General features: G+C 72.9%; 13 protein-coding genes. 9 read left to right on the top strand and 4 right to left on the bottom strand.

The window, feature by feature from the left end:
- The first annotated feature begins 112 nt into the window (after positions 1-112).
- Genes moaC through ABD332_RS39735 form a run of 4 tightly spaced genes read left to right on the top strand, consistent with a single transcriptional unit; the run spans position 113 to position 2,692 of the window.
- Entirely contained in the window at positions 113-589 is a 477-nt protein-coding gene (gene moaC, locus ABD332_RS39720) for a cyclic pyranopterin monophosphate synthase MoaC (protein ID WP_344508571.1), read from the top strand.
- Positions 586-1,053 carry a MogA/MoaB family molybdenum cofactor biosynthesis protein gene (locus tag ABD332_RS39725; protein WP_344508573.1) on the top strand — a complete coding sequence of 156 codons (468 nt, stop codon included), beginning with the start codon at positions 586-588 and terminating at the stop codon, positions 1,051-1,053. The genes moaC and ABD332_RS39725 overlap by 4 nt, the downstream gene beginning before the upstream one ends.
- A gap of 17 nt (positions 1,054-1,070) precedes the next feature.
- Positions 1,071-2,273: a molybdopterin molybdotransferase MoeA gene (locus tag ABD332_RS39730; protein WP_344508575.1), complete on the top strand. Its 1,203-nt coding sequence runs from the start codon at positions 1,071-1,073 to the stop codon at positions 2,271-2,273.
- Entirely contained in the window at positions 2,270-2,692 is a 423-nt protein-coding gene (locus ABD332_RS39735; protein ID WP_344508577.1) for a molybdenum cofactor biosynthesis protein MoaE, read from the top strand. The genes ABD332_RS39730 and ABD332_RS39735 overlap by 4 nt, the downstream gene beginning before the upstream one ends.
- 13 nt (positions 2,693-2,705) lie before the next feature.
- On the opposite strand, the gene ABD332_RS39740 is transcribed toward ABD332_RS39735, so the two are convergent.
- Positions 2,706-3,302 carry a DoxX family protein gene (locus ABD332_RS39740; RefSeq protein WP_344508579.1) on the bottom strand — a complete coding sequence of 199 codons (597 nt, stop codon included), beginning with the start codon at positions 3,300-3,302 and terminating at the stop codon, positions 2,706-2,708.
- Positions 3,303-3,357: 55 nt separating this feature from the next.
- Here ABD332_RS39740 and ABD332_RS39745 point away from each other — a divergent pair, with 55 nt between their 5' ends.
- The 5 genes from ABD332_RS39745 to ABD332_RS39765 all read left to right on the top strand — a co-directional run bounded on the left by ABD332_RS39745 (position 3,358) and on the right by ABD332_RS39765 (position 11,826).
- On the top strand, positions 3,358-4,716 hold the full coding sequence (locus ABD332_RS39745; RefSeq protein ID WP_344508581.1) for an SWIM zinc finger family protein: 1,359 nt from the start codon (positions 3,358-3,360) through the stop codon (positions 4,714-4,716).
- Positions 4,717-5,431: 715 nt separating this feature from the next.
- Complete coding sequence (locus ABD332_RS39750; RefSeq protein ID WP_344508583.1) at positions 5,432-6,952, top strand: DUF5691 domain-containing protein; 1,521 nt, start codon at positions 5,432-5,434, stop codon at positions 6,950-6,952.
- Positions 6,949-8,076 carry an ATP-binding protein gene (locus ABD332_RS39755; RefSeq protein WP_344508585.1) on the top strand — a complete coding sequence of 376 codons (1,128 nt, stop codon included), beginning with the start codon at positions 6,949-6,951 and terminating at the stop codon, positions 8,074-8,076. Before ABD332_RS39750 ends, ABD332_RS39755 begins: the two co-directional genes overlap by 4 nt.
- Positions 8,077-8,125: 49 nt before the next feature.
- Entirely contained in the window at positions 8,126-10,543 is a 2,418-nt protein-coding gene (locus ABD332_RS39760; RefSeq protein ID WP_344508587.1) for a DUF5682 family protein, read from the top strand.
- 107 nt (positions 10,544-10,650) lie between these two features.
- Positions 10,651-11,826, top strand: coding sequence for a VWA domain-containing protein (locus tag ABD332_RS39765; RefSeq protein WP_344508589.1), 1,176 nt, complete (start codon positions 10,651-10,653; stop codon positions 11,824-11,826).
- A gap of 6 nt (positions 11,827-11,832) precedes the next feature.
- On the opposite strand, the gene ABD332_RS39770 is transcribed toward ABD332_RS39765, so the two are convergent.
- From ABD332_RS39770 to ABD332_RS39780, 3 genes are all read right to left on the bottom strand, one after another.
- The gene (locus tag ABD332_RS39770; protein ID WP_344508590.1) at positions 11,833-13,041 is read right to left on the bottom strand and encodes an ATP-binding protein; all 1,209 of its coding nucleotides are present in this window, start codon (positions 13,039-13,041) and stop codon (positions 11,833-11,835) included.
- Positions 13,042-13,288: 247 nt separating this feature from the next.
- Positions 13,289-13,720 (bottom strand): LppU/SCO3897 family protein, encoded by a 432-nt coding sequence (locus ABD332_RS39775; protein ID WP_344508592.1) that lies wholly within the window; start codon positions 13,718-13,720, stop codon positions 13,289-13,291.
- A 486-nt stretch (positions 13,721-14,206) separates the two neighbouring features.
- The gene (locus tag ABD332_RS39780) at positions 14,207-17,425 is read right to left on the bottom strand and encodes a UvrD-helicase domain-containing protein (RefSeq protein WP_344508594.1); all 3,219 of its coding nucleotides are present in this window, start codon (positions 17,423-17,425) and stop codon (positions 14,207-14,209) included.
- Positions 17,426-18,344: the final 919 nt, after the last annotated feature.

Here is an 18,344-nt window from a genome sequence, read left to right on the forward strand (position 1 = left end):
GTCATATTTTGGTAACGTGAAAGTTACTCTCCGTGTAGCGGAATCGACGCACCCACCCCCTTAGCGTGCATGATCAAATCGAACTCCACTGCACGGCCGTTAGGGTGATGTCGTGGCAAATGAACTGACCCACGTCGACCGGTCCGGTGCGGCTCGGATGGTGGATGTCGCCGGCAAGGAAATCACCGCCCGACGTGCGGTTGCCGCTGGTTCCGTCCGCACCACGGTGGATGTAATAGCGTTGCTGCACGACGGTGCGTTACCCAAGGGTGACGCATTGGCGGTTGCTCGGATCGCTGGAATCATGGGTGCCAAACGCACGCCCGATCTCATCCCCTTATGTCATCCGATCGCGCTTCATGGGGTGACCGTGGACTTGACGCTGCGTGACGATACGGTTGATATTGCGGTGACGACCCGGACCGCCGACCGCACGGGCGTCGAGATGGAGGCCCTCACCGCGGTCGCCGCCGCAGGTCTCGCCCTCATCGACATGATCAAGGCGGTCGACCCGGCGGCCTCGCTGGAAGGCGTACGGGTGCTGCGCAAGGAAGGCGGCAAGACCGGACTGTGGGAGCGCAGCGAATGAAGGCCGTCGTGATCGTGGCGTCCAACCGGGCCTCCGCCGGCGTGTACACCGACACCAGCGGACCCGTCCTCGTCGCCGGGCTCCGCGAGCTGGGCTGCGACGTCGGCGACCCGGTTGTCGTCCCCGACGGGCCACCCGTGGAGGAGGCGCTGCGCGCCGCGGTCGCCGGCGGCGCGGACGTGATCGTGACCAGCGGCGGCACCGGCGTCACGCCCACCGACGCCACCCCGGAGATGACCCGCCGCGTGCTCGACTACGAGGTGCCCGGCATCGCGGAGGCCATCCGGGCCGCGGGCGCGGCCAAGGTGCCGACCGCGATCCTGTCCCGCGGGCTCAGCGGGGTCGCCGGGCGCACCCTCATCGTCAACCTGCCCGGCTCCAAGGGCGGCGCCAAGGACGGTCTCGCCGTGCTCGGGCCGGTCCTGGCGCACGCCGTCGACCAGCTCCGCGGCGGCGATCACTGACGGTCTAGGCTCGACGCGTGACGTTACCGATCGCGTGGGTCGACGCCCGCGAGGCGGTGTTCGAGGCCGGCTCGGCGGCCGCTTCGGTCGCCGTGTCCGTCCCCCTCGCCGAGTCCGACGGCCTCACGCTGGCCGATCCGCTGACCACGCTCACCGCGCTGCCGGCGTTTCCCACCTCGAGCGTCGACGGCTGGGCCGTCCGCGGCGCCGCGCCCTGGCGGATCACCGGCCGGGTCCTCGCCGGCGACGTCGCGCGGCCACTGACGGCCGACGGCACCTGCGTGGAGATCGCGACCGGTGGCATGGTGCCCGAAGGCACCGACTACGTCGTGCGTGTCGAGGACTCCAAGGTCGACGGCGACCGGGTCCTGTCCGGCGAGCCGCGCAAGATCCCCGACTGGCGGATGATCGGCGAGGAGGCCGCCCTCGGCGAGGAGCTGCTGCCGGCCGGCACCCCGATCACCCCCGGCGTCATCGGTCTCGCGGCCGCCTGCGGCTACGACACGCTGCGCTGCCGCCCCAAGCCGCGCAGCGCGCTGCTGGTCTTCGGCGACGAGCTGCTGACCGCCGGCGTGCCCGGCGCCGGCCGGGTCCGCGACGCGCTCGGCCCCTCGCTGCCCTCGTGGCTGCGCCGCGCCGGCACGGAGGTCGTCCACCACCGCGCCCCGGTCGCCGACACCCTTGAGGACCACGTCGCCGCGCTCAGGACCGCCGTCGACGCCGGCGCGCAGGTCATCTGCACCACCGGCGGCACCATGCACGGACCCGTCGACCACCTGCACCCGGCGCTCGCCGAGCTCGGTGCCAACTATGTCGTCAACACGGTGGCCGTCCGGCCCGGATTCCCGATGCTGGTGGCGCAGCTGCCCGGCGGGCAGTTCGTCGCGGGGCTCCCCGGCAATCCACAGTCCACCTTCGTTGCGTTGGTGTCGTTGGTACAGCCGTTGCTCGCCGGACTGGCCGGCCGACCCCGGCCCACGCACGCGACCGTCAGCCTGGGCGCCGACATCCCCGGACGGGGTGATTTCACCCATCTCGCCCTGGTGCGCCGCGACCCGGTGGACGGACTGGCCTATCCGGTCGCACACGCTGGGTCTTCCATGCTTCGCGGGCTGGCCAACTCGATCGGATTCGCCGTCATCCCGCCCGGAGGGCGCGGTCTCGCGGGGACGCCGGCACAGCTCGTACCACTGCCGATACTGGATGGGGAGCGGGTGTGACCGACCGAATCACGGTGCTCGTGACCGCCGAGCCGATCGACGTTACGTCGCACGAGCAGGCGGTCGCCGACCGCGCGGCCGGAGCGGTCGTGTCCTTCGCGGGCGTGGTGCGCGACCACGACGGCGGGCGTGGGGTCGTCGAGCTGGAGTATGAGGGGCACCCCAGCGCCGGTGACGTGCTCGCGGAGATCGCGGCCGAGATCGCGGCCGAGCCCGCGGTGCACGCGCTCGCCGTGTCGCACCGGGTGGGGCGGCTGGAGATCGGCGACGTGGCGCTGGCCGCGGCCATCTCCACGTCGCACCGGGCGGACGCGTTCGTGCTCTGCGCACGGCTCGTCGACGAGGTGAAGGCGCGGCTGCCGGTGTGGAAGCGGCAGGTCTTCACCGACGGCGAGGAGGAGTGGGTCAACTGCCCTTAGGGCTTTGGCCGGCTTACGGGAGCTTCCTGGCCAGGCGGGCGATTCGGGCGTCGCGCTGGGTCGCGTTGACCACGTGCCTCGCCTCGCGTTGCGCCGTGTGGATCGCGTGCCTGGCCTCGCGCCGGGCCGTCTTGGCGGTGTACCCGGCCTCGCGCCGGGCACGCTCGGCGGTGTTGCGCGCCCGCCAGGCGATGCTGGGGCGGCCCTCGTTGTCCAGTGCGGCGAAGATCAGGCCGCCCACCAGGCCGAGGTTCTTCAGGAAGTTGATCCGCTGCTGGTTGCGCTGCACCGGGTCCTCGACCTCCCAGAACGCGTGACCCGCCAGCGTCGTCGGCACCAGCGACCCCGCCAGCACCAGCGCCGCCGGGGTCGTCGCACGGCCGGTGGCCAGCAGGATCCCGCCGGCGACCTGGGCGGCGCCGTTCACCCGTACCAACGTCTCGGCGTCGGTCGGCAGGCTCGGGTGCACCGCCTTCAACGCCGGCTCCAACCGGTCCGTGACCGGCCTGGCCTTGTCGGCGAGCTTCGCCGGGGCACGCAGCGCGGCCCAGCCCTGAATCACGAAGATCGCGGCGAGCATCGAGCGGGCCGCGGTGCGCACGGGTCTCATGCCCGGGTTCATACCCAGCCAAGGAATGTCGTACCCCATCACTACGCTTCGCAGCATGACCGAAACTTCGACGGAGACGACGGTCTGGACCACCGACCAGGTGATGGCGCTCGCCCCTGACGCGTCCGCCCAGCGGGCGGCCCGGGGCATGGCCGGCGACCGCGCCTGGCTGGAGTCGGGGCTCAGCGCCACCGACGAGCTGCCACCGACGATCTGGGGCCTCTGCCAGGGCAGCGGCAGCACGCCCTACCAGACGGCCGTCGATCTGACCGAGCCCGCGTTCAAGTGCACGTGCCCGAGCCGCAAGTTCCCCTGCAAGCACTCCCTCGCCCTGCTGCTGCGCTGGTCCGCGGGCAGCGTCACCGACGCCACCGCGCCCGGCTGGGTGCAGGAGTGGCAGTCCTCGCGCGCGTCCCGGCGTGTCTCGGCGGCGGCGCCTCCGGCCGACGGTGCCGGCCCGGCCGGCGGCGGCTCCACGGGCGGTGGCAGGGCTCTGCCCGGTGAGAAGGCGCAGGCCCGCCGGGCCGACCGGATCTCCGCGGGCCTCGACGAGCTCGACCGCTGGCTGGCCGACCAGGCCCGCGCGGGGCTCGCCGGCGTCGCCAAGAGCGGCTATGCGCACTGGGACACGATGGCCGCCCGGCTCGTCGACGCCCAGGCCGCGGGGGCCGCCGGCATCCTGCGCCGCACCTCGGCCGTCACCGGCTCCCCCGAGCGGCTCCTCGGCGAGCTCGCCCGCCTCCACCTGCTCGTCGGTGGCTACCGGCGGCTCGCCGACCTGCCCGACGACCTCGCCGCCAGCGTCCGCATGCGCGTCGGCCTGCCCATCGCGACCGAGACCGTGCTCGCCGGCCCCGCGCTGCGCGACCGCTGGCAGATCCACGGCGTCCGCGACGAGATCGAGGACCAGCTCACCGTCCGCCGGGCCTGGCTGCGCGGCGCCTCGACCCTGCGCCCCCTGCTCGTCCTGTCCTTCGCCGTCGCCGGCCAGTCCCTCCCGGTCGACCTGCTCCCCGGCACCGAGCTCGACGCAGACGTCTGCATCTACCCGGGCGGCCAGCCCGCCCGCGCCCTGATCGCCAAGCGCCACGCTCCGCCCGCCCGCATGCACACCGTCGCCGGCGCCACCGGCATCGAGCCCAACCTGCGCGCCCACGCCGCCGCCCTCGCCGAGGACCCCTGGCTCGACTACTGGCCGATGACCCTCGACGCCGTCTGCCCCACCCGCGACACCGGCACCTGGCACCTCGTCGACCCGTCAGGCTCCGCGCTCCCCCTCGACCCGGCCGCCGGCGACCCGTGGCGCCTCCTCGCCATCACCGCCGGCCGCCCAACCACCGTCACCGGCGAATGGTCCGCCGGCGGCCTGCGCCCCCTCGGCGCCTGGTCCGAAGGCCGGCTGGTCCGCCTATGACGTGCCAAGCCTCCACCCGCTCCGCCGCGTCTGCGACGGGCCGGGCTTCCGCCTCCACCCGGTCCGCCGCGACCAGGCGTGCGCTGCCGGCGTGCGGAGCCGTCACCTCCGCCACGGTCGGGCATGTGCCGGTGACGGGCCGAGCTTCCGCCGCGACCAGGCATGCGTTGCCGGCGTGCGGAGCCGTCATCTCCGTCCGGCCTGCCGCGGCTGGGCATGTGTCTGTGACTGGCCGAGCTTTCGCCTCCACCCGGACCGCCGCGACCAGGCATGCGTCTGTGACGGGCGGAGCTTTCGCCTCCACTCGGGCCGCTGCGACCAGGCGAGCGTTGCCGGCGTGGCGAGCCGTCACCTCCATCTGGCCCGCGGCGGCCGGGCATGCGTCTGTGACGGGCGGAGCTTTCGCCTCCACTCGGGCCGCTGCGACCAGGCGAGCGTTGCCGGCGTGGCGAGCCGTTACCACCACCCGGCCCGCGGCGGCCGGGCACGCGGTGCTCGCCACCAGGGCTGTAGCCGGCCTCGCTGTGGTTCGGGCACTGTTGCCGGTGGCTGTCGCGGCCACGTGTTCGTCGCGGTGGTCGGCAGGTGGTGGCGCGGTTCGGGCACTGTCGTCGGTGGGTGGTGCTGCCGTGTCGCCGGCGGGGGTGCGGGTGGCGGGCGGGGGCGCGTTCGGGGGATGGCCGGTGGGGCTCGATCTTGGTGAGGGGGAGGTGTCGTGAGCGAGCTTCCGGAGTGGGGGGACGTCCTTGCGACGGCGCTCGTCGGCACGCAGCGGCGGCACCTTGCGGCGGGTGACGGGGACCCGGCCGAGGTGCTGCTCGACGCGGCGGCGGCGTTGACGATGTATCGGCGGGCCGGGATCGCGGCGCGGGCCGGGGTGCCGGTGCCGGCGCCCGCGCCCGACGACTCGGGGATTCCGCTGGTGCCCTGGCCTGCCTCGGCCCGGGCGGCGGACCTGCTCGCGGTCGACGCGGCGGGGTATGGGTCGAGCAACGCGACTCCAGTACGTGATGCGGATGGGCGACTGGAGCTCCTCGCCGAATGGCTCAGCGCCGTCGGGGCCAGGAGGGTGCCCGGTGAGCTGTTGCCGGCACTGCTGGAGGTCGGGCGGCGGCACCGGGTCCTGCGGGGGCTGATCGCTTCGGTGGGCGGGCCGCGGGCGGCGTGGCTGGCGGCGCAGCGGCCTGACTGGGGCTACCTGGTCACCACCGCGGTCGACGGGCCCGTCGACGACGGCAGCGCGTGGGAGCTCGGGTCGATCGGGCGCCGGGTGGGGTATCTGACCACGCTGCGGCGGCGGGACCCCGACGCGGCGCGCGACCTGCTGCGCACGGCCTGGCCCGTCGAGACGCCCGACGACCGGGCCGCGCTGCTCGGTGCGATGGCGACCGGCCTGTCCGGTGACGACGAGCCGATCCTGGAGACCGCGCTCGACGACCGGCGCAAGGAGGTCCGTGCGGCCGCGGTGGAGCTGCTCGCGTTGCTGCCGGACAGCGCGTATGCGCGGCGGATGGCCAAGCGGTCGACGGCATGCGTGCGGGTCAGCGGCGGGCGGATCATGGTCACGCCGCCGGCCGCGTGCGACAAGGCGATGCGGCGCGACGGGATCACGCCCCGGCCGCCGGTCGGGGTCGGTGAGCGGGCCTGGTGGCTGGAGGAGCTGCTCACGCGGACTCCCCTGCGGGTGTGGGGCGAGCCTGAGGAGTTCCTGCGGCTGCCGGTGACCGACGAGTGGGCCGCCGTGCTGCGCCGCGGACTGGCGCGGGCCGCGGCGGGGCAGCGCGACGCACGATGGGCGACGGCGCTCACCGGGCAGCTGACCGAGGAGGTCGCGGCCGGTGGGCGGCCTGATGACCGGTTGCTGCTGGAGGCGTTGTACGACGCCCTGCCGTCCGACGCACTCTCCGCGATCGCGGTCGAGGTGCTCCGTCGCGGGCTGGCCGGCGCGGCCGCCGTCGGCGTCGAGCACGTCCTGGAGCTGTGCCCGCGACCGTGGCCGTCGGCGCTGCTCGAGGCGGTGTTCGCCGCGCTCGACGACCTCGGCGGGCGGCGGTCGGCGGGGTGGCGGCTCGCCGGCCTGTGCGAGCTGGCAGCGCTGCGACTTCCCGCCGACGCCGCCGACCGGGCCGCGAAGCTCGCGTCGGGCCTGGCGTCCGATGACCCGATGTCCTCCATCGTCGGCCGATTCGCCGACACCCTCCGGTTCCGACAAGACATGCTCGAGGAGCTCGCGTGACCGTGACCGTGAACGAGGCCGACACCGCGACCGAGGCTGAGAACGTGCAGGCAGTCCAGCGGCGGCACGCCGAGGACGAGTTCGCCGCGGAGCTGGCCGTGCTGGCCGCCGGTGACGACCGCCCGCGGCCACCGGGGTGGCGGCTGTCCCCCGCGGCCGTCGTGACGTACCTGCTCGGCGGGGCCGCCGCCGACGGGACCGTGATCATCCCGAAGTACGTCGGGTCGCGGCGGTTGATGGAGGTCGCCGTCGCGACGCTCGCCACCGACCGGGCGCTGCTGCTGCTCGGTGTGCCGGGGACCGCCAAGACCTGGGTGTCGGAGCACCTGGCCGCGGCGATCAGCGGCGACTCGACGCTGCTGGTCCAGGGCACGGCCGGCACGCCCGAGGAGGCCATCCGCTACGGGTGGAACTACGCCCGCCTGCTGGCGGAAGGGCCCAGCCGGGCCGCGCTCGTGCCCAGCCCGGTGCTGCGCGCCATGGCCGACGGCAAGATCGCGCGGATCGAGGAGCTGACCCGCGTGCCGTCCGACGTGCAGGACAGCCTGATCACCGTCCTGTCGGAGAAGACCCTGCCGGTGCCCGAGCTCGGCGAGGAGGTGCAGGCCCGCAAGGGGTTCAACGTCATCGCCACGGCCAACGACCGCGACCGCGGGGTCAACGAGCTGTCCTCGGCGCTGCGCCGCCGGTTCAACACCGTCGTGCTGCCGGTGCCGGCCGGGGTGGAGGAGGAGGTCGACATCGTGTCGCGCCGGGTCGCGGCGCTGGGCAAGGCCCTGGAGCTGCCCGAGCTGCCGCCGGCGGTCGACGAGATCCGGCGGGTCGTGACCGTCTTCCGCGAGCTGCGCAACGGCGCCACCGAGGACGGCCGCACCAAGCTGAAGTCGCCCAGCGGCACCCTCTCGACGGCCGAGGCGATCTCCGTGGTCACCAACGGCCTGGCCCTCGCCGCGCACTTCGGCGACGGTGTGCTCCGCGCCGGCGACGTCGCCGCCGGCATCCTCGGCGCGGTCGTCAAGGATCCGGTCTCCGACCAGGTCGTCTGGCAGGAGTACCTGGAGACCGTGATCCGGGAGCGCGAGGGTTGGCGCGACTTCTACCGGGCGGCCCGTCGCGGTGAGTGATCCGCTGCTGCTCGGCGTGCGTCACCACGGGCCAGGGTCGGCCCGGGCGGTGCGACGCGCACTGTCGGCCTTCCGCCCCGACGTGATCCTCATCGAAGGCCCTCCGGAGGCCGACCCGCTGGTCCCGTTCGCGGGCGACGAGGACATGCGCGCCCCGGTGGCGTTGCTCGCATACCCGGCGGACAACCCCGACCCGAAGCTGCGGGCGTCGTTCTGGCCGTTCGCCGAGTTCTCCCCCGAGTGGCAGGCGATCCGCTGGGCCGTCGCGTGCGGCATCCCCGTCCGGTTCATCGACCTGCCCGCGGCGATCCGCCTCGCGTCGGGCACGCCGTCCGCGCCGACCCCCGCCGACGACGCGGTGCGGGTCGACCCGATCGGCGCCCTGGCCGAGGCCGCCGGCTACGACGACCCCGAACGCTGGTGGGAAGACGTCGTCGAGCACCGCCGCGAACCGGGCACCCCACCCCCTCTGCCCGCGACCGACCCCGCCGCCGCTCAAGCCGTGGCCGGTGGCGCTGCTGTCGGTGGTCACGGTCAAGCGGCGGCGGGTGACGAAGGGGGAGCGACGGAGCGAGGCGGCGACGGCGACGTTGCAGGCGCCGAGCTGCGTGCCGGCGAGGCGGGGGCGCTGTTCGCGATGGCGCAGGAGGGAGCGCCGGGCGACGACATCGATGCCGAGCAGCTGGCCGCGGCCGTCGCGCCGTTCGAGGCGATCGCCGAGGCCATGACCGTCGTCAGAGCCCACGCGCCCGCGCCGCCCGAGGCGGAACGGGTCGATGAGGAGCGGCGCGAGGCGTACATGCGGCAATCGCTGCGAGCGGCGGTGAAGGAGTTCGAAAGGGTCGCCGTGGTGTGCGGGGCGTGGCACGTGCCCGCGCTGACCGCGCCGCTGCCCAGCGCGTCCTCCGACGCCGCGGTGCTCAAGGGGCTGCCGAAGGTCAAGGTGTCGATGACCTGGGTGCCGTGGACGCACAACCGGTTGGCGTCGTGGCAGGGGTACGGGGCTGGGGTGCGCTCGCCGGGCTGGTACCACCACCTGTTCACGGCGGTGGACGAGCACGTCGTGGCCCGATGGTTGGTCAAGGCGGCGGGTGTACTGCGGAAGGACGGCGTCCCGGTCTCCAGCGCCCACGTCATCGAGGCGACGAGACTCGCCGAGGCGCTCGCGACGATGCGGGGACGGCCGCTCGCCGGGCTCGCCGAGGTCACCGACGCCGCGCACGCGGTGCTGTGCGACGGCGACGACCTGCGGCTCAGCCTGATCAACCGGCGGCTGGTCGTCGGCGACCGGCTCGGGCGGGTGCCGGAGCAGACGCCGGGCGTGCCGATCGCGAAGGACGTGGCCAGCAGCCAGCGCAGGCTGCGACTCCAGCCGGCGGTCAGCAGCCGCGAGATCGACCTGGACCTGCGCCGCGACCTCGACCTGCAGCGCAGCCAGCTGCTGCACCGGCTGCGGCTGCTCGGCGTGGAGTGGGGTCAGGTGCTGGCCAACCGCAAGGGCCGGGGCACGTTCTGGGAGTCGTGGCAGATCGCGTGGCAGCCGGAGTTCGCGGTCGACCTCGTCGAGGCCGGCGTCTACGGCACCACGGTCCGCGAGGCGGCGACCGCCCGCGTCGCCGAGCAGGCCGCCGAGGCCGAGACGCTCGCGGACGTGACCGCGCTGGTCGAGCGGTGCCTGCTGGCCGACCTGTCCGACGCCTTACCCGGCGTGCTCGACGCGCTGGACGAGCGGATGGCGCTCGACGCCGACGTCGCGCACCTGATGGACGCGCTGCCCGCGTTGGCCCGGACGCTGCGGTACGGCGACGTCCGCGGCACCGACCTCTCCGCCCTGCGGTCCGTGACCCTCGGCATGATCACCCGCGTCTGCGTCGGCCTGCCCGCGGCGGTCGGCGGGCTCGACGACGCGGCGGCCACGGTGATGCGCGACCGGATCGACGGCGTGCAGGGCGCGCTCGCGCTGATCGACGACGCCGACGCGAGCGGACGCTGGCAGGCGCTGCTCGGCGGCCTGTCCACCCGCGACGACCTGCACGGGCTGCTCACCGGGCGGATGAGCCGGCTGCTGCTGGACGCGGGAGTGGTCGACGCCGACGAGATCGGCGCCAGGATGGCGTTGGTCCTGACCGTGGGTGTGCCCGTGGCCAAGGCCGCCGCCTGGATCGAGGGCTTCCTCGCCGGCGACGGCCTGCTGCTGGTCCACGACGAGCGGCTGCTCGCGCTGGTCGACGCCTGGCTGACGGGCATCCCCGCCGACGCGTTCGTCGAGGTGCTGCCGCTGCTGCGCCGCACGTTCAGCGGCTACCCGGCCCCGCAGCGCCGCATGATCGGCGAGCGGGCCGCCCACATCGGCACCGGCGGCCGCCCCCGCTCCGGCGACCACGACGACCAGGTCGACCCCGACCGCGGCGCCCTGCTGCTCCCGGTGGTGGCCCGTCTCCTGGGCAAGGAGCTCCGACATGCCTGACCACAGCAGCGCGACCGAGGTAAGACCCCGCCCCAGCGCGACCGGCCGCGACGGCGCAATCAAGTGCCAGGAGCGGGACGAACGGCGGCGGGCGAAGGGGGCGGGCCATGGATGAGCAGCACGGCGACGAGCAGCACGCGGACGAGCGGCTCCGGCGCTGGCGGCTCGCGCTCGGTGGGGCGGCCGGCGGTGAAGGCACCGGCTACGGGCTGACCGGCGCGGACGTGTCCATCGACGCGGCGCTCGGCGCGCTGTACGACTCCGGGGAAGGCGCGGGCAGCCAGCGTGGCGCGGGGCTCGGTGCGTCGGCGCCGCGGGTCGCGCGGTGGCTGGGGGACATCCGGCAGTACTTCCCCTCGACGGTCGTGCAGGTGATGCAGGCCGACGCGATCGAGCGGCTCGACCTGACCCGGCTCCTGCTCGAGCCGGAGATGCTCGACGCCGTCGAGCCCGACGTGCATCTCGTCGGCACGCTGCTGTCGCTGAACCGGGTCATGCCCGACAAGAGCAAGCGGGCCGCGCGGAAGGTGGTCGCCAAGGTGGTCGCCGAGCTGGAGCGGCGCGTCGCGCAGCCGACCAGGACCGCGCTGGCCGGGGCGCTCAACCGGGCGGCGCGGATCAACCGGCCGCGGCACCACGACATCGACTGGAACCGGACCATTCGGGCGAACCTCAAGCACTACCAGGCCGAGCACCGCACGGTCGTCCCGGAGCGGCTGGTCGGCTACGGCCGGCGGGCCCAGTCGGTACAGCGGGACATCGTGCTCTGTGTGGATCAGTCGGGATCGATGGCGGCGTCGGTCGTGTACTCGGGCGTGTTCGCGGCGGTGCTCGCGTCGATGCGGTCGCTGAAGACGTCGCTCGTGGTGTTCGACACGGCGGTGGTCGACCTGACGGAGCGGCTGCAGGATCCGGTCGACGTCCTGTTCGGCACCCAGCTCGGCGGCGGCACGGACATCAACCGGGCCATCGCGTATGGCCAGCAGCTCATCACCCGCCCGCGGGACACGATCTTCGTGCTGATCAGCGACCTGTACGAGGGCGGCGTCCGCGAGGAGATGCTCCGGCGCGTCGCGGCGATGACGGCCGCCGGGGTGCAGGTGATCGTGCTGCTGGCGCTGTCCGACGAGGGCGCGCCGGACTACGACCACGAGAACGCGGCGGCCCTGGCGGCGCTCGGAGTGCCGGCGTTCGCCTGTACGCCGGACGTCTTCCCCGACCTGATGGCCGCCGCCATCGAGCGCCGCGACCTGCGCGGCGTCATCGAGAAGTCGAAAACCTAGGGCGATCTAGTCGGCGGGCTGCGAGCGGATGTACCGGGCGAAGTGCGGCACGGTGAAGGCGACCGTGCCGCGCTCGCCGGAGTAGATGAGCCCCTTCTTGATCAGGGCGTCCCGCGCCGGAGAGAGGCTCGCCGGGCGCCGGCCGAGCGAGCGGGCGATCTCCGCGGTCGGCACGGCCTCGGAGACGTCGACGGCGGGCAGGAGGGTGGCCATCGAGCGCATGTACTCGCGCTCGGCCGGCGTGGCGCGCTCGTAGCGGGAGCCGAAGAAGCCGACGGCCAGCTCCGCCTCGGCCTCGGGTGCCGCCACCCGGACGTCCGCCGCGGTGATCGGCGAGTGCGGCGCGTGGTCCCAGGTCGCCTTGCCGTAGGCCTGCACGAAGTACGGGTAGCCGCCGGAGGCCTCGTAGAGTGCGTCCAGCGCCTTCGCCTCGTACTCCACCTCCTCACGCATCGCGGGTGCGGTGAGCGCCAGGTCGGCGGCGATCCGGTCGAGCCGGTCGATGCGCTGGTAGCGGAAGAGCCGCTCGGAGTAGGACTTCGACGCCGTGAGCAGGGCCGGCAGGTGCGGCAGGCCGGCGCCGACCACGATCAGCGGCGCGCCGGTCTGCGACAGCTCGTGGCACGCCGCGCACATGGCGGAGATGTCCTCGGCGGACAGGTCCTGCATCTCGTCGATGAAGATCGCCACGCCGGTGCCGACGTCGGTGGCGACGCTGGCCGCGTCGGTGAACAGCTCCACCAGGTCGATCTCGATGTCGCCCGAGTCGGCCCGCCCGGCGGTGGCCGGCACGTCGATCCCGGGCTGCCACCGGTCGCGCAGCTTGCCCGGCGGCTTGTTGGGGTCCTCGCGGATCGCGAACGCCTTCAGCACCCCGAGGAACTCGTCGATCCGGTCGGGCGCGCGGTGGTGCGGCGCAAGCTCGCGGATCGCCATGTGCAGCGCCGCCGTCAGCGGCCGGCGCAGCGACTGATCGGGCCGGGCCTCGATCTTGCCGGTGCCCCACAGCCGCGAGATCGCCTGCGAGCGCAGCGTGTTGAGCAGGACGGTCTTGCCGACGCCACGCAGGCCGGTCAGCATCAGCGAGCGCTCTGGGCGGCCGCGGGCGACGCGCTCGAGGACAACCTCGAAGGCCTGCAGCTCGCGGTCGCGACCGGCGAGCTCCGGCGGGCGCTGGCCTGCACCGGGGGCATACGGGTTTCGAACGGGGTCCACGATCGCACCGTATCGGCGTCTCTAGCCAAAACGCTAGAACCGCATAGAACATCCTTGTGGCGTGTCGTGCCTTGTCTAGCGAAGTCTAGGGCAGACGCAAGACAGGCTTATAACAAGGTGATCGAACACCTGTTCACCAGCTCGAACTAATGTACTACATGGTCTGAGGGGCCCCGTGCAAGGGGGGTCCCAAATAGTTCGACGGCGCGCCGTCGCCCGGCGCGCCGTCGAAAACGGGGCGAAAGGGTCAGCTCCGGAGCTTCATGCAGAGCACGAAGGAGAACGTCTCCGGCGTGGCCTTGAAGAAGTAGTTGTGCGTGTAGCCGGTGACGCCGTTGCACTTCTCCTTGTCGGAGGTGCCCTCGATCCGCTTCAACACCTCGAACGTGCCGGCCGCGCAGGTCGTCTTCTGCATCACCGGAGCGGTCGCCGTGCCGGTGTTGGTCAGGCACTCGCCGACCTTGACCGTCTTCGCGTCGCCTGCCTGCACACCACCGGGCGACGAGGCGCCACCGCTCGGCGCCGCGCTCGTGGACGCCTTCCCCGAGCCGCTCGGCTTCGGCGCCGCCGTCGTCGGCGAGGTGGTCGCGGGGCCGGTCTTGTCGTTCTTCAGGACATACCAGATGCCGGCGGCGCCACCGCCGCACAGCAGCAGCACCAGGACGATGACGAGCGCCACCGTGCCGCCGGATCCCCTCCGCCGCGGCGGGGCGGCAGGCGGACCCCACTGGTCGCCACCGGGGCCGGGGCCGGGGCCCGGGCCGGGCGGCTGGCCATAGGCCGGCTGCTGATAGGTGCCCGTCTGCCCGTAGTTGCCCCCATAGGGGCCACCCGACTGCGGCTGCTGACCCCACTGCGGAGGCTGGCCATACGGGTCCGGACGCTGACCATACGGGTCAGGCTGCTGACCATACGGGTCAGGCTGCCCGTATTGCCCGGGCGGCGGACCGTAAGGGTCCGGCTGGCCATAGGGATCCTGCTGGCCGCCCTGCCAGGGGTCCTGGGGTTGGCCCTGGTACGGGCCCGGCGGTCCGTAACCGGACATGTGATCCTCCTGCTCCCGCGAAGCTCAAGGCAGCCTAGTTGCGTCGATGCAGCTACGGTAGCGCCACCCCCCGACACTTTCGTCTCACGGATAAGCGACAGAAGCCGGTCTGTACGCCGTTCAGATGAGCCGGAGCTGCCGGTCTTTGGGTTTCCTGGGTGCCGCGGGACCCCGCCGCTCCAACAGCCCGGGATCGATGGACGACAGGAACGGCGTCGGCGCCATCTCCCGCTCCGAGCCGTGGCGGAAACGGGTCCGGCTGTGCGACAGGAAGAGCCGGTCCTGCGCCCGGGTCAGCCCGACGAAGAACAGCCGCCGCTCCTCCGCGACGTCGTCCTCCGAGCGGCCCTGCGAGCCGGGCATCCGCAACGGCAGCAGGCCGTCCTCGCAGCCGACCAGGAACACGACCGGAAACTCGAGGCCCTTCGACGCGTGCAGGGTCAGCAGCGTCACCCGGTCCGCCCGTGGGTCCCAGCCGTCGACCTCGGCCCCCGTGGCCAGCGCGCCCAGGAACTCGTCCAGGTCGCTGCCCGCCCGCAACGCCGGCGGCGTCATCAGCTCGACCGCCGTCCACACGTCCGCCTCGGTCAGCCCGATCACGTCGGTGTCCAGCTGCCCGCAGCGACCCGCGACGACCTGCCCGGCCAGCCGCACCCGCGCCGCGATCGACCCGCCGAGCCCCGTCGCGAACCGCAGCTCGCGGGCGATGGCGGCGACACCAGGACGGTCCAGCAGCCGGTCGTGCGACCGCTTCTGCACCGGTACGCCGGCCCGCGCCAAGGCGTCCACGACCGGCGCCGCCTGCGAATCGGTCCGGTACAGCACGGCGATGTCGGAGAAGGACATCGCGCCGACCGCCGCCCGCGAGTCGACCCGGTTGTCGTGCGACCGGTGCGACAGCCCGCCGACCAGCTCGTCGACGGTACGGACGACGAAGTCCGCCTCGTCCGCGACCGACGTCGCCGGGTAGAGCCCGACCATCGGCGCCTCGAGGTCCAGCCGTGCCGGATCGAGCCGCCGCCCCGGCACCAGCGTCGTCGGCGCGATCGCCTGCACCGCCGCGGCCAGGATCGGCGCCGACGAGCGGTAGTTGCGGGTCAGCCGCACGACCCGCGCGTCGATGTCCTGCGTCGAGAAGTCGGTCGCGAACCGCAGGAAGAACGACACCTCCGCGCCGCGGAAGGAGTAGATCGCCTGGTCAGGGTCGCCGATCGCGCACAGGTTGCCGCCGGGCGGGCAGAGCAGCCGCAGCAGCTCGTACTGCACGGGGTCGACGTCCTGATACTCGTCGACGAAGATCCACTGCCACCGGTCGCGGTAGCGGTCGACCAGCGTCGTCGACTCGGTGAGCAGCTGCACGCTCAGCGTCAGCAGCTCGTCGAGCGACACCATGTCCTTCGCCCGCAGCGCCTTGGCCAGCGCGTCCACGGTCGACGGCTCCATCGCCGCGAGCGCCCGCCGCGCCTCCCGCTCCGACAGCGGGTCGAGGGCCGCGAGCAGATCGGCCTCCTCCGCGATCCGGAACTTCGGCGTCAGCCCGACCGCCGGCGCGTTCTCCCGCAGGATCGACAGGCCCAGCGCGTGGAACGTCGACACCGTCACGGCCTCGGTCACCGGCCCGAGCAGGCCCTCCAGCCGCTCCCGCAGCTCCTCTGCGGCCCGCCGGGTGAACGTGATCGCCAGGCACTCCTCCGGGTACACGTCCAGCTCGGCGCACAGGTACGCGATGCGATGCGTCAACGTCCTCGTCTTGCCGGTGCCGGGTCCGGCCACGATCAGCAGCGGCCCGCCGGGCGCCGACGCCGCCACCCGCTGCAGCGCGTCGAGCCGGTCGAGCAGCCCCGTCCCGACCTCCTCCATCCCGGCCAGCATCGGCTCGAGCGGCTCATGCGGCGACGCGGGCGCCGAGATCGGCGGCGCGGGCTCGAGTGCCGCGGCGGGCGCCGGTCGGCGTCGCTTCGGCGCCGGCTTCGGCGTGGGCTCAGCCTTGCGCTGTTTCGGCAGCTGCGGCATCGGTACGTCGAACAGCACGTCCTCTTGCATGCCACGGGACCGCAGCTCGTCCGGCTCGAAGAGCTTGATGACCCCGTACTCGCCGTCGAAGCCCGGCGTGCGCCGCACCTCACCGCGTCGCAACCTGCCGATGCCCTCGCCGAGCAGCTCCCCGCCCACGCGGCTGATCTCGTCGACCGGGACCTCGCGCAGGATCGCCAGCTCCGAGCCCAGCTCCGCGACGAGCGACGCCAGCTGCGTGTCGACGGTCTTGGACCTGGCGCCGACGCCGTGGATCTCGCCGAGGATCTCGTGCAGCTGGATCAGGTGCGTGACCTGCGGCGCGCCGGGCGGCACGTACCCATCCGGCCGGTCGGCGAGCTCCTCGACGCGGTGCAGCACGCCGACCGTGAGCGCCTTGCCACAGACCGGGCACAGGCCCTGTGCCTCGCGGGTCTGAGCCGGCAGCCAGTTCACGTCACAGGCCCGATGCCCGTCGCCGTGATACTTGCCCTCCTCCGGGAAGAACTCGATCGTCCCCGCGAGGCCGTCGCCGGTGCGCAACGCGTCCCGCACCTTGAAGTAGTCCAACTCACTGGTCAGCAGCGTCGCCTCGCGAGCCAGCGCCGGCGGCGAGTGCGCGTCCGAGTTGGACACCAGCCGGTACTGGTCCAGCGACGACACCCGCCAGTTCATCGCCGGATCGGACGACAGGCCCGTCTCCACGGCGAAGATGTGCCCGGCCAGGTCGCCGTAGCAGTCGGCGATCGCGTCGAACCCCGACTTCGACCCCAGCGCGGAGAACCACGGCGTCCAGATGTGCGCCGGCACCAGGAACCCATCGGGGCTCGCCTCCAGCGTGATCTCGAGCAGGTCCCGCGAGTCGAGCCCCAGGATCGGCCGCCCGTCGGACCCGAGGTTGCCGATCCTGCCGAGCGCGGCGTTGAAGCGCCCCGCCGCCTCGAAGTCCGGCTGGTACACCAGGTGGTGCACCTTGCGGGTCCGATCGCCCCGCTTGTAGATCGTGGAGATCTCCACCGACAGCATGAACCGCACCGGCGCCCCGTCGGCCGCGTTCGCCAGCCGCCCCGGCAGCCGCCGCAGGATCTCCGCCTCACGGTCCGGCTGCAGGCGGAACAGGCCCGGCTCCGCCGGGACCAGCGCCTCCCGCAGGTGGTCGTGCCAGGCGGGGTGGGTGAAGTCGCCGGTGCCGAGCAGCGTGATGCCCTTGCGCCGGGCCCACCAGGTGAGCGTCTCGATGCTGAGGTCGCGACTGCACGCCCGGGAATACTTCGAGTGGATGTGCAGATCGGCTACGAACGAGTGGTCGGCGACGTTCGAAGGCACGCCGAATACTGTCACACTGTGCTGCCACCCCACCGCTGGCGCGGCGGGTTCCGGCGGGGATTCTCACCCACTGCGCTTCCCCCCACCGCTGTCGCGGCGGGGCCTGGCGGGGATTCTCACCCGCACCCCAATGCGCCGCTTCGCGACGCACTGCCGCGCGGCAGCCTCACCCGCGTGCGCGCCGCATCCGGCGGCCGCCATCACAGGCTGCTTCGACATCACCCCTGCAACCACCACAAACCCGAAATATCCGGCGAACCGCCGGGACCGCACCTACCACAACCCCACGATGGCGAGCGCACCGTGCACTGGTTGCGAAACCAACGACAACGTGGAAGCACCGAACGACACCCCTCGACGGCACGCGGCGGAACGCCCCCGCACGCGGACACCGCAAACCGGCGAACAGGCCGCGCGCCTGTCGTCGGTCCCGGCGCGGCGTGATCCAAGGACGACTATGGCCGTCCGGACGGCCGCCACGCGACTTGGATCACGAGCAGCGGGCAATCGTGCCACCGTGCCTACCGCCGGCTCACACTGTCTGTGACTTCGGAAGGCCGTCTGCCGGGTTCCGTGATCCGGAAGAGTTTGTGCTGTTCTGGCGACGTAAAGTCTTCCGGATCATGGGGGCGGTGGGTGGTGGTTGTTCGTCGGTTCCGGCGTGGTGTGATCCAAGGACGACTATGGCCGTCCGGACGGCCGCCACGCGCCTTCGATCACCAAAGGCAACAGCGACTCCGCCGCGTGCGGACAAGCCCGGCCCCGGCGTCCGGACAAACCCGGCGTCCGGACTAGGGCCTGTCTCTTGGATCATGAAGCGGGATGATGCATAGCGTCCCGGTTGTTTATCGGGACGCTATGACCGCTCGATTTGAACTCACCGATCCGGAGTGGGAACTCCTCGCCCCGCTCCTGCCGA

It is taken from the genome of Dactylosporangium maewongense (assembly GCF_039531485.1).
GTDB lineage: Bacteria > Actinomycetota > Actinomycetes > Mycobacteriales > Micromonosporaceae > Dactylosporangium > Dactylosporangium maewongense.

Coding starts and splice junctions, on each gene's coding strand:
- ABD332_RS39725 (WP_344508573.1), top strand. CDS start 586: ATGAAGGCCGTCGTGATCGTGGCGTCCAACCGGGCCTCCGCCGGCGTG.
- ABD332_RS39740 (WP_344508579.1), bottom strand. CDS start 3,302: ATGAGACCCGTGCGCACCGCGGCCCGCTCGATGCTCGCCGCGATCTTC.
- ABD332_RS39745 (WP_344508581.1), top strand. CDS start 3,358: ATGACCGAAACTTCGACGGAGACGACGGTCTGGACCACCGACCAGGTG.
- ABD332_RS39765 (WP_344508589.1), top strand. CDS start 10,651: ATGGATGAGCAGCACGGCGACGAGCAGCACGCGGACGAGCGGCTCCGG.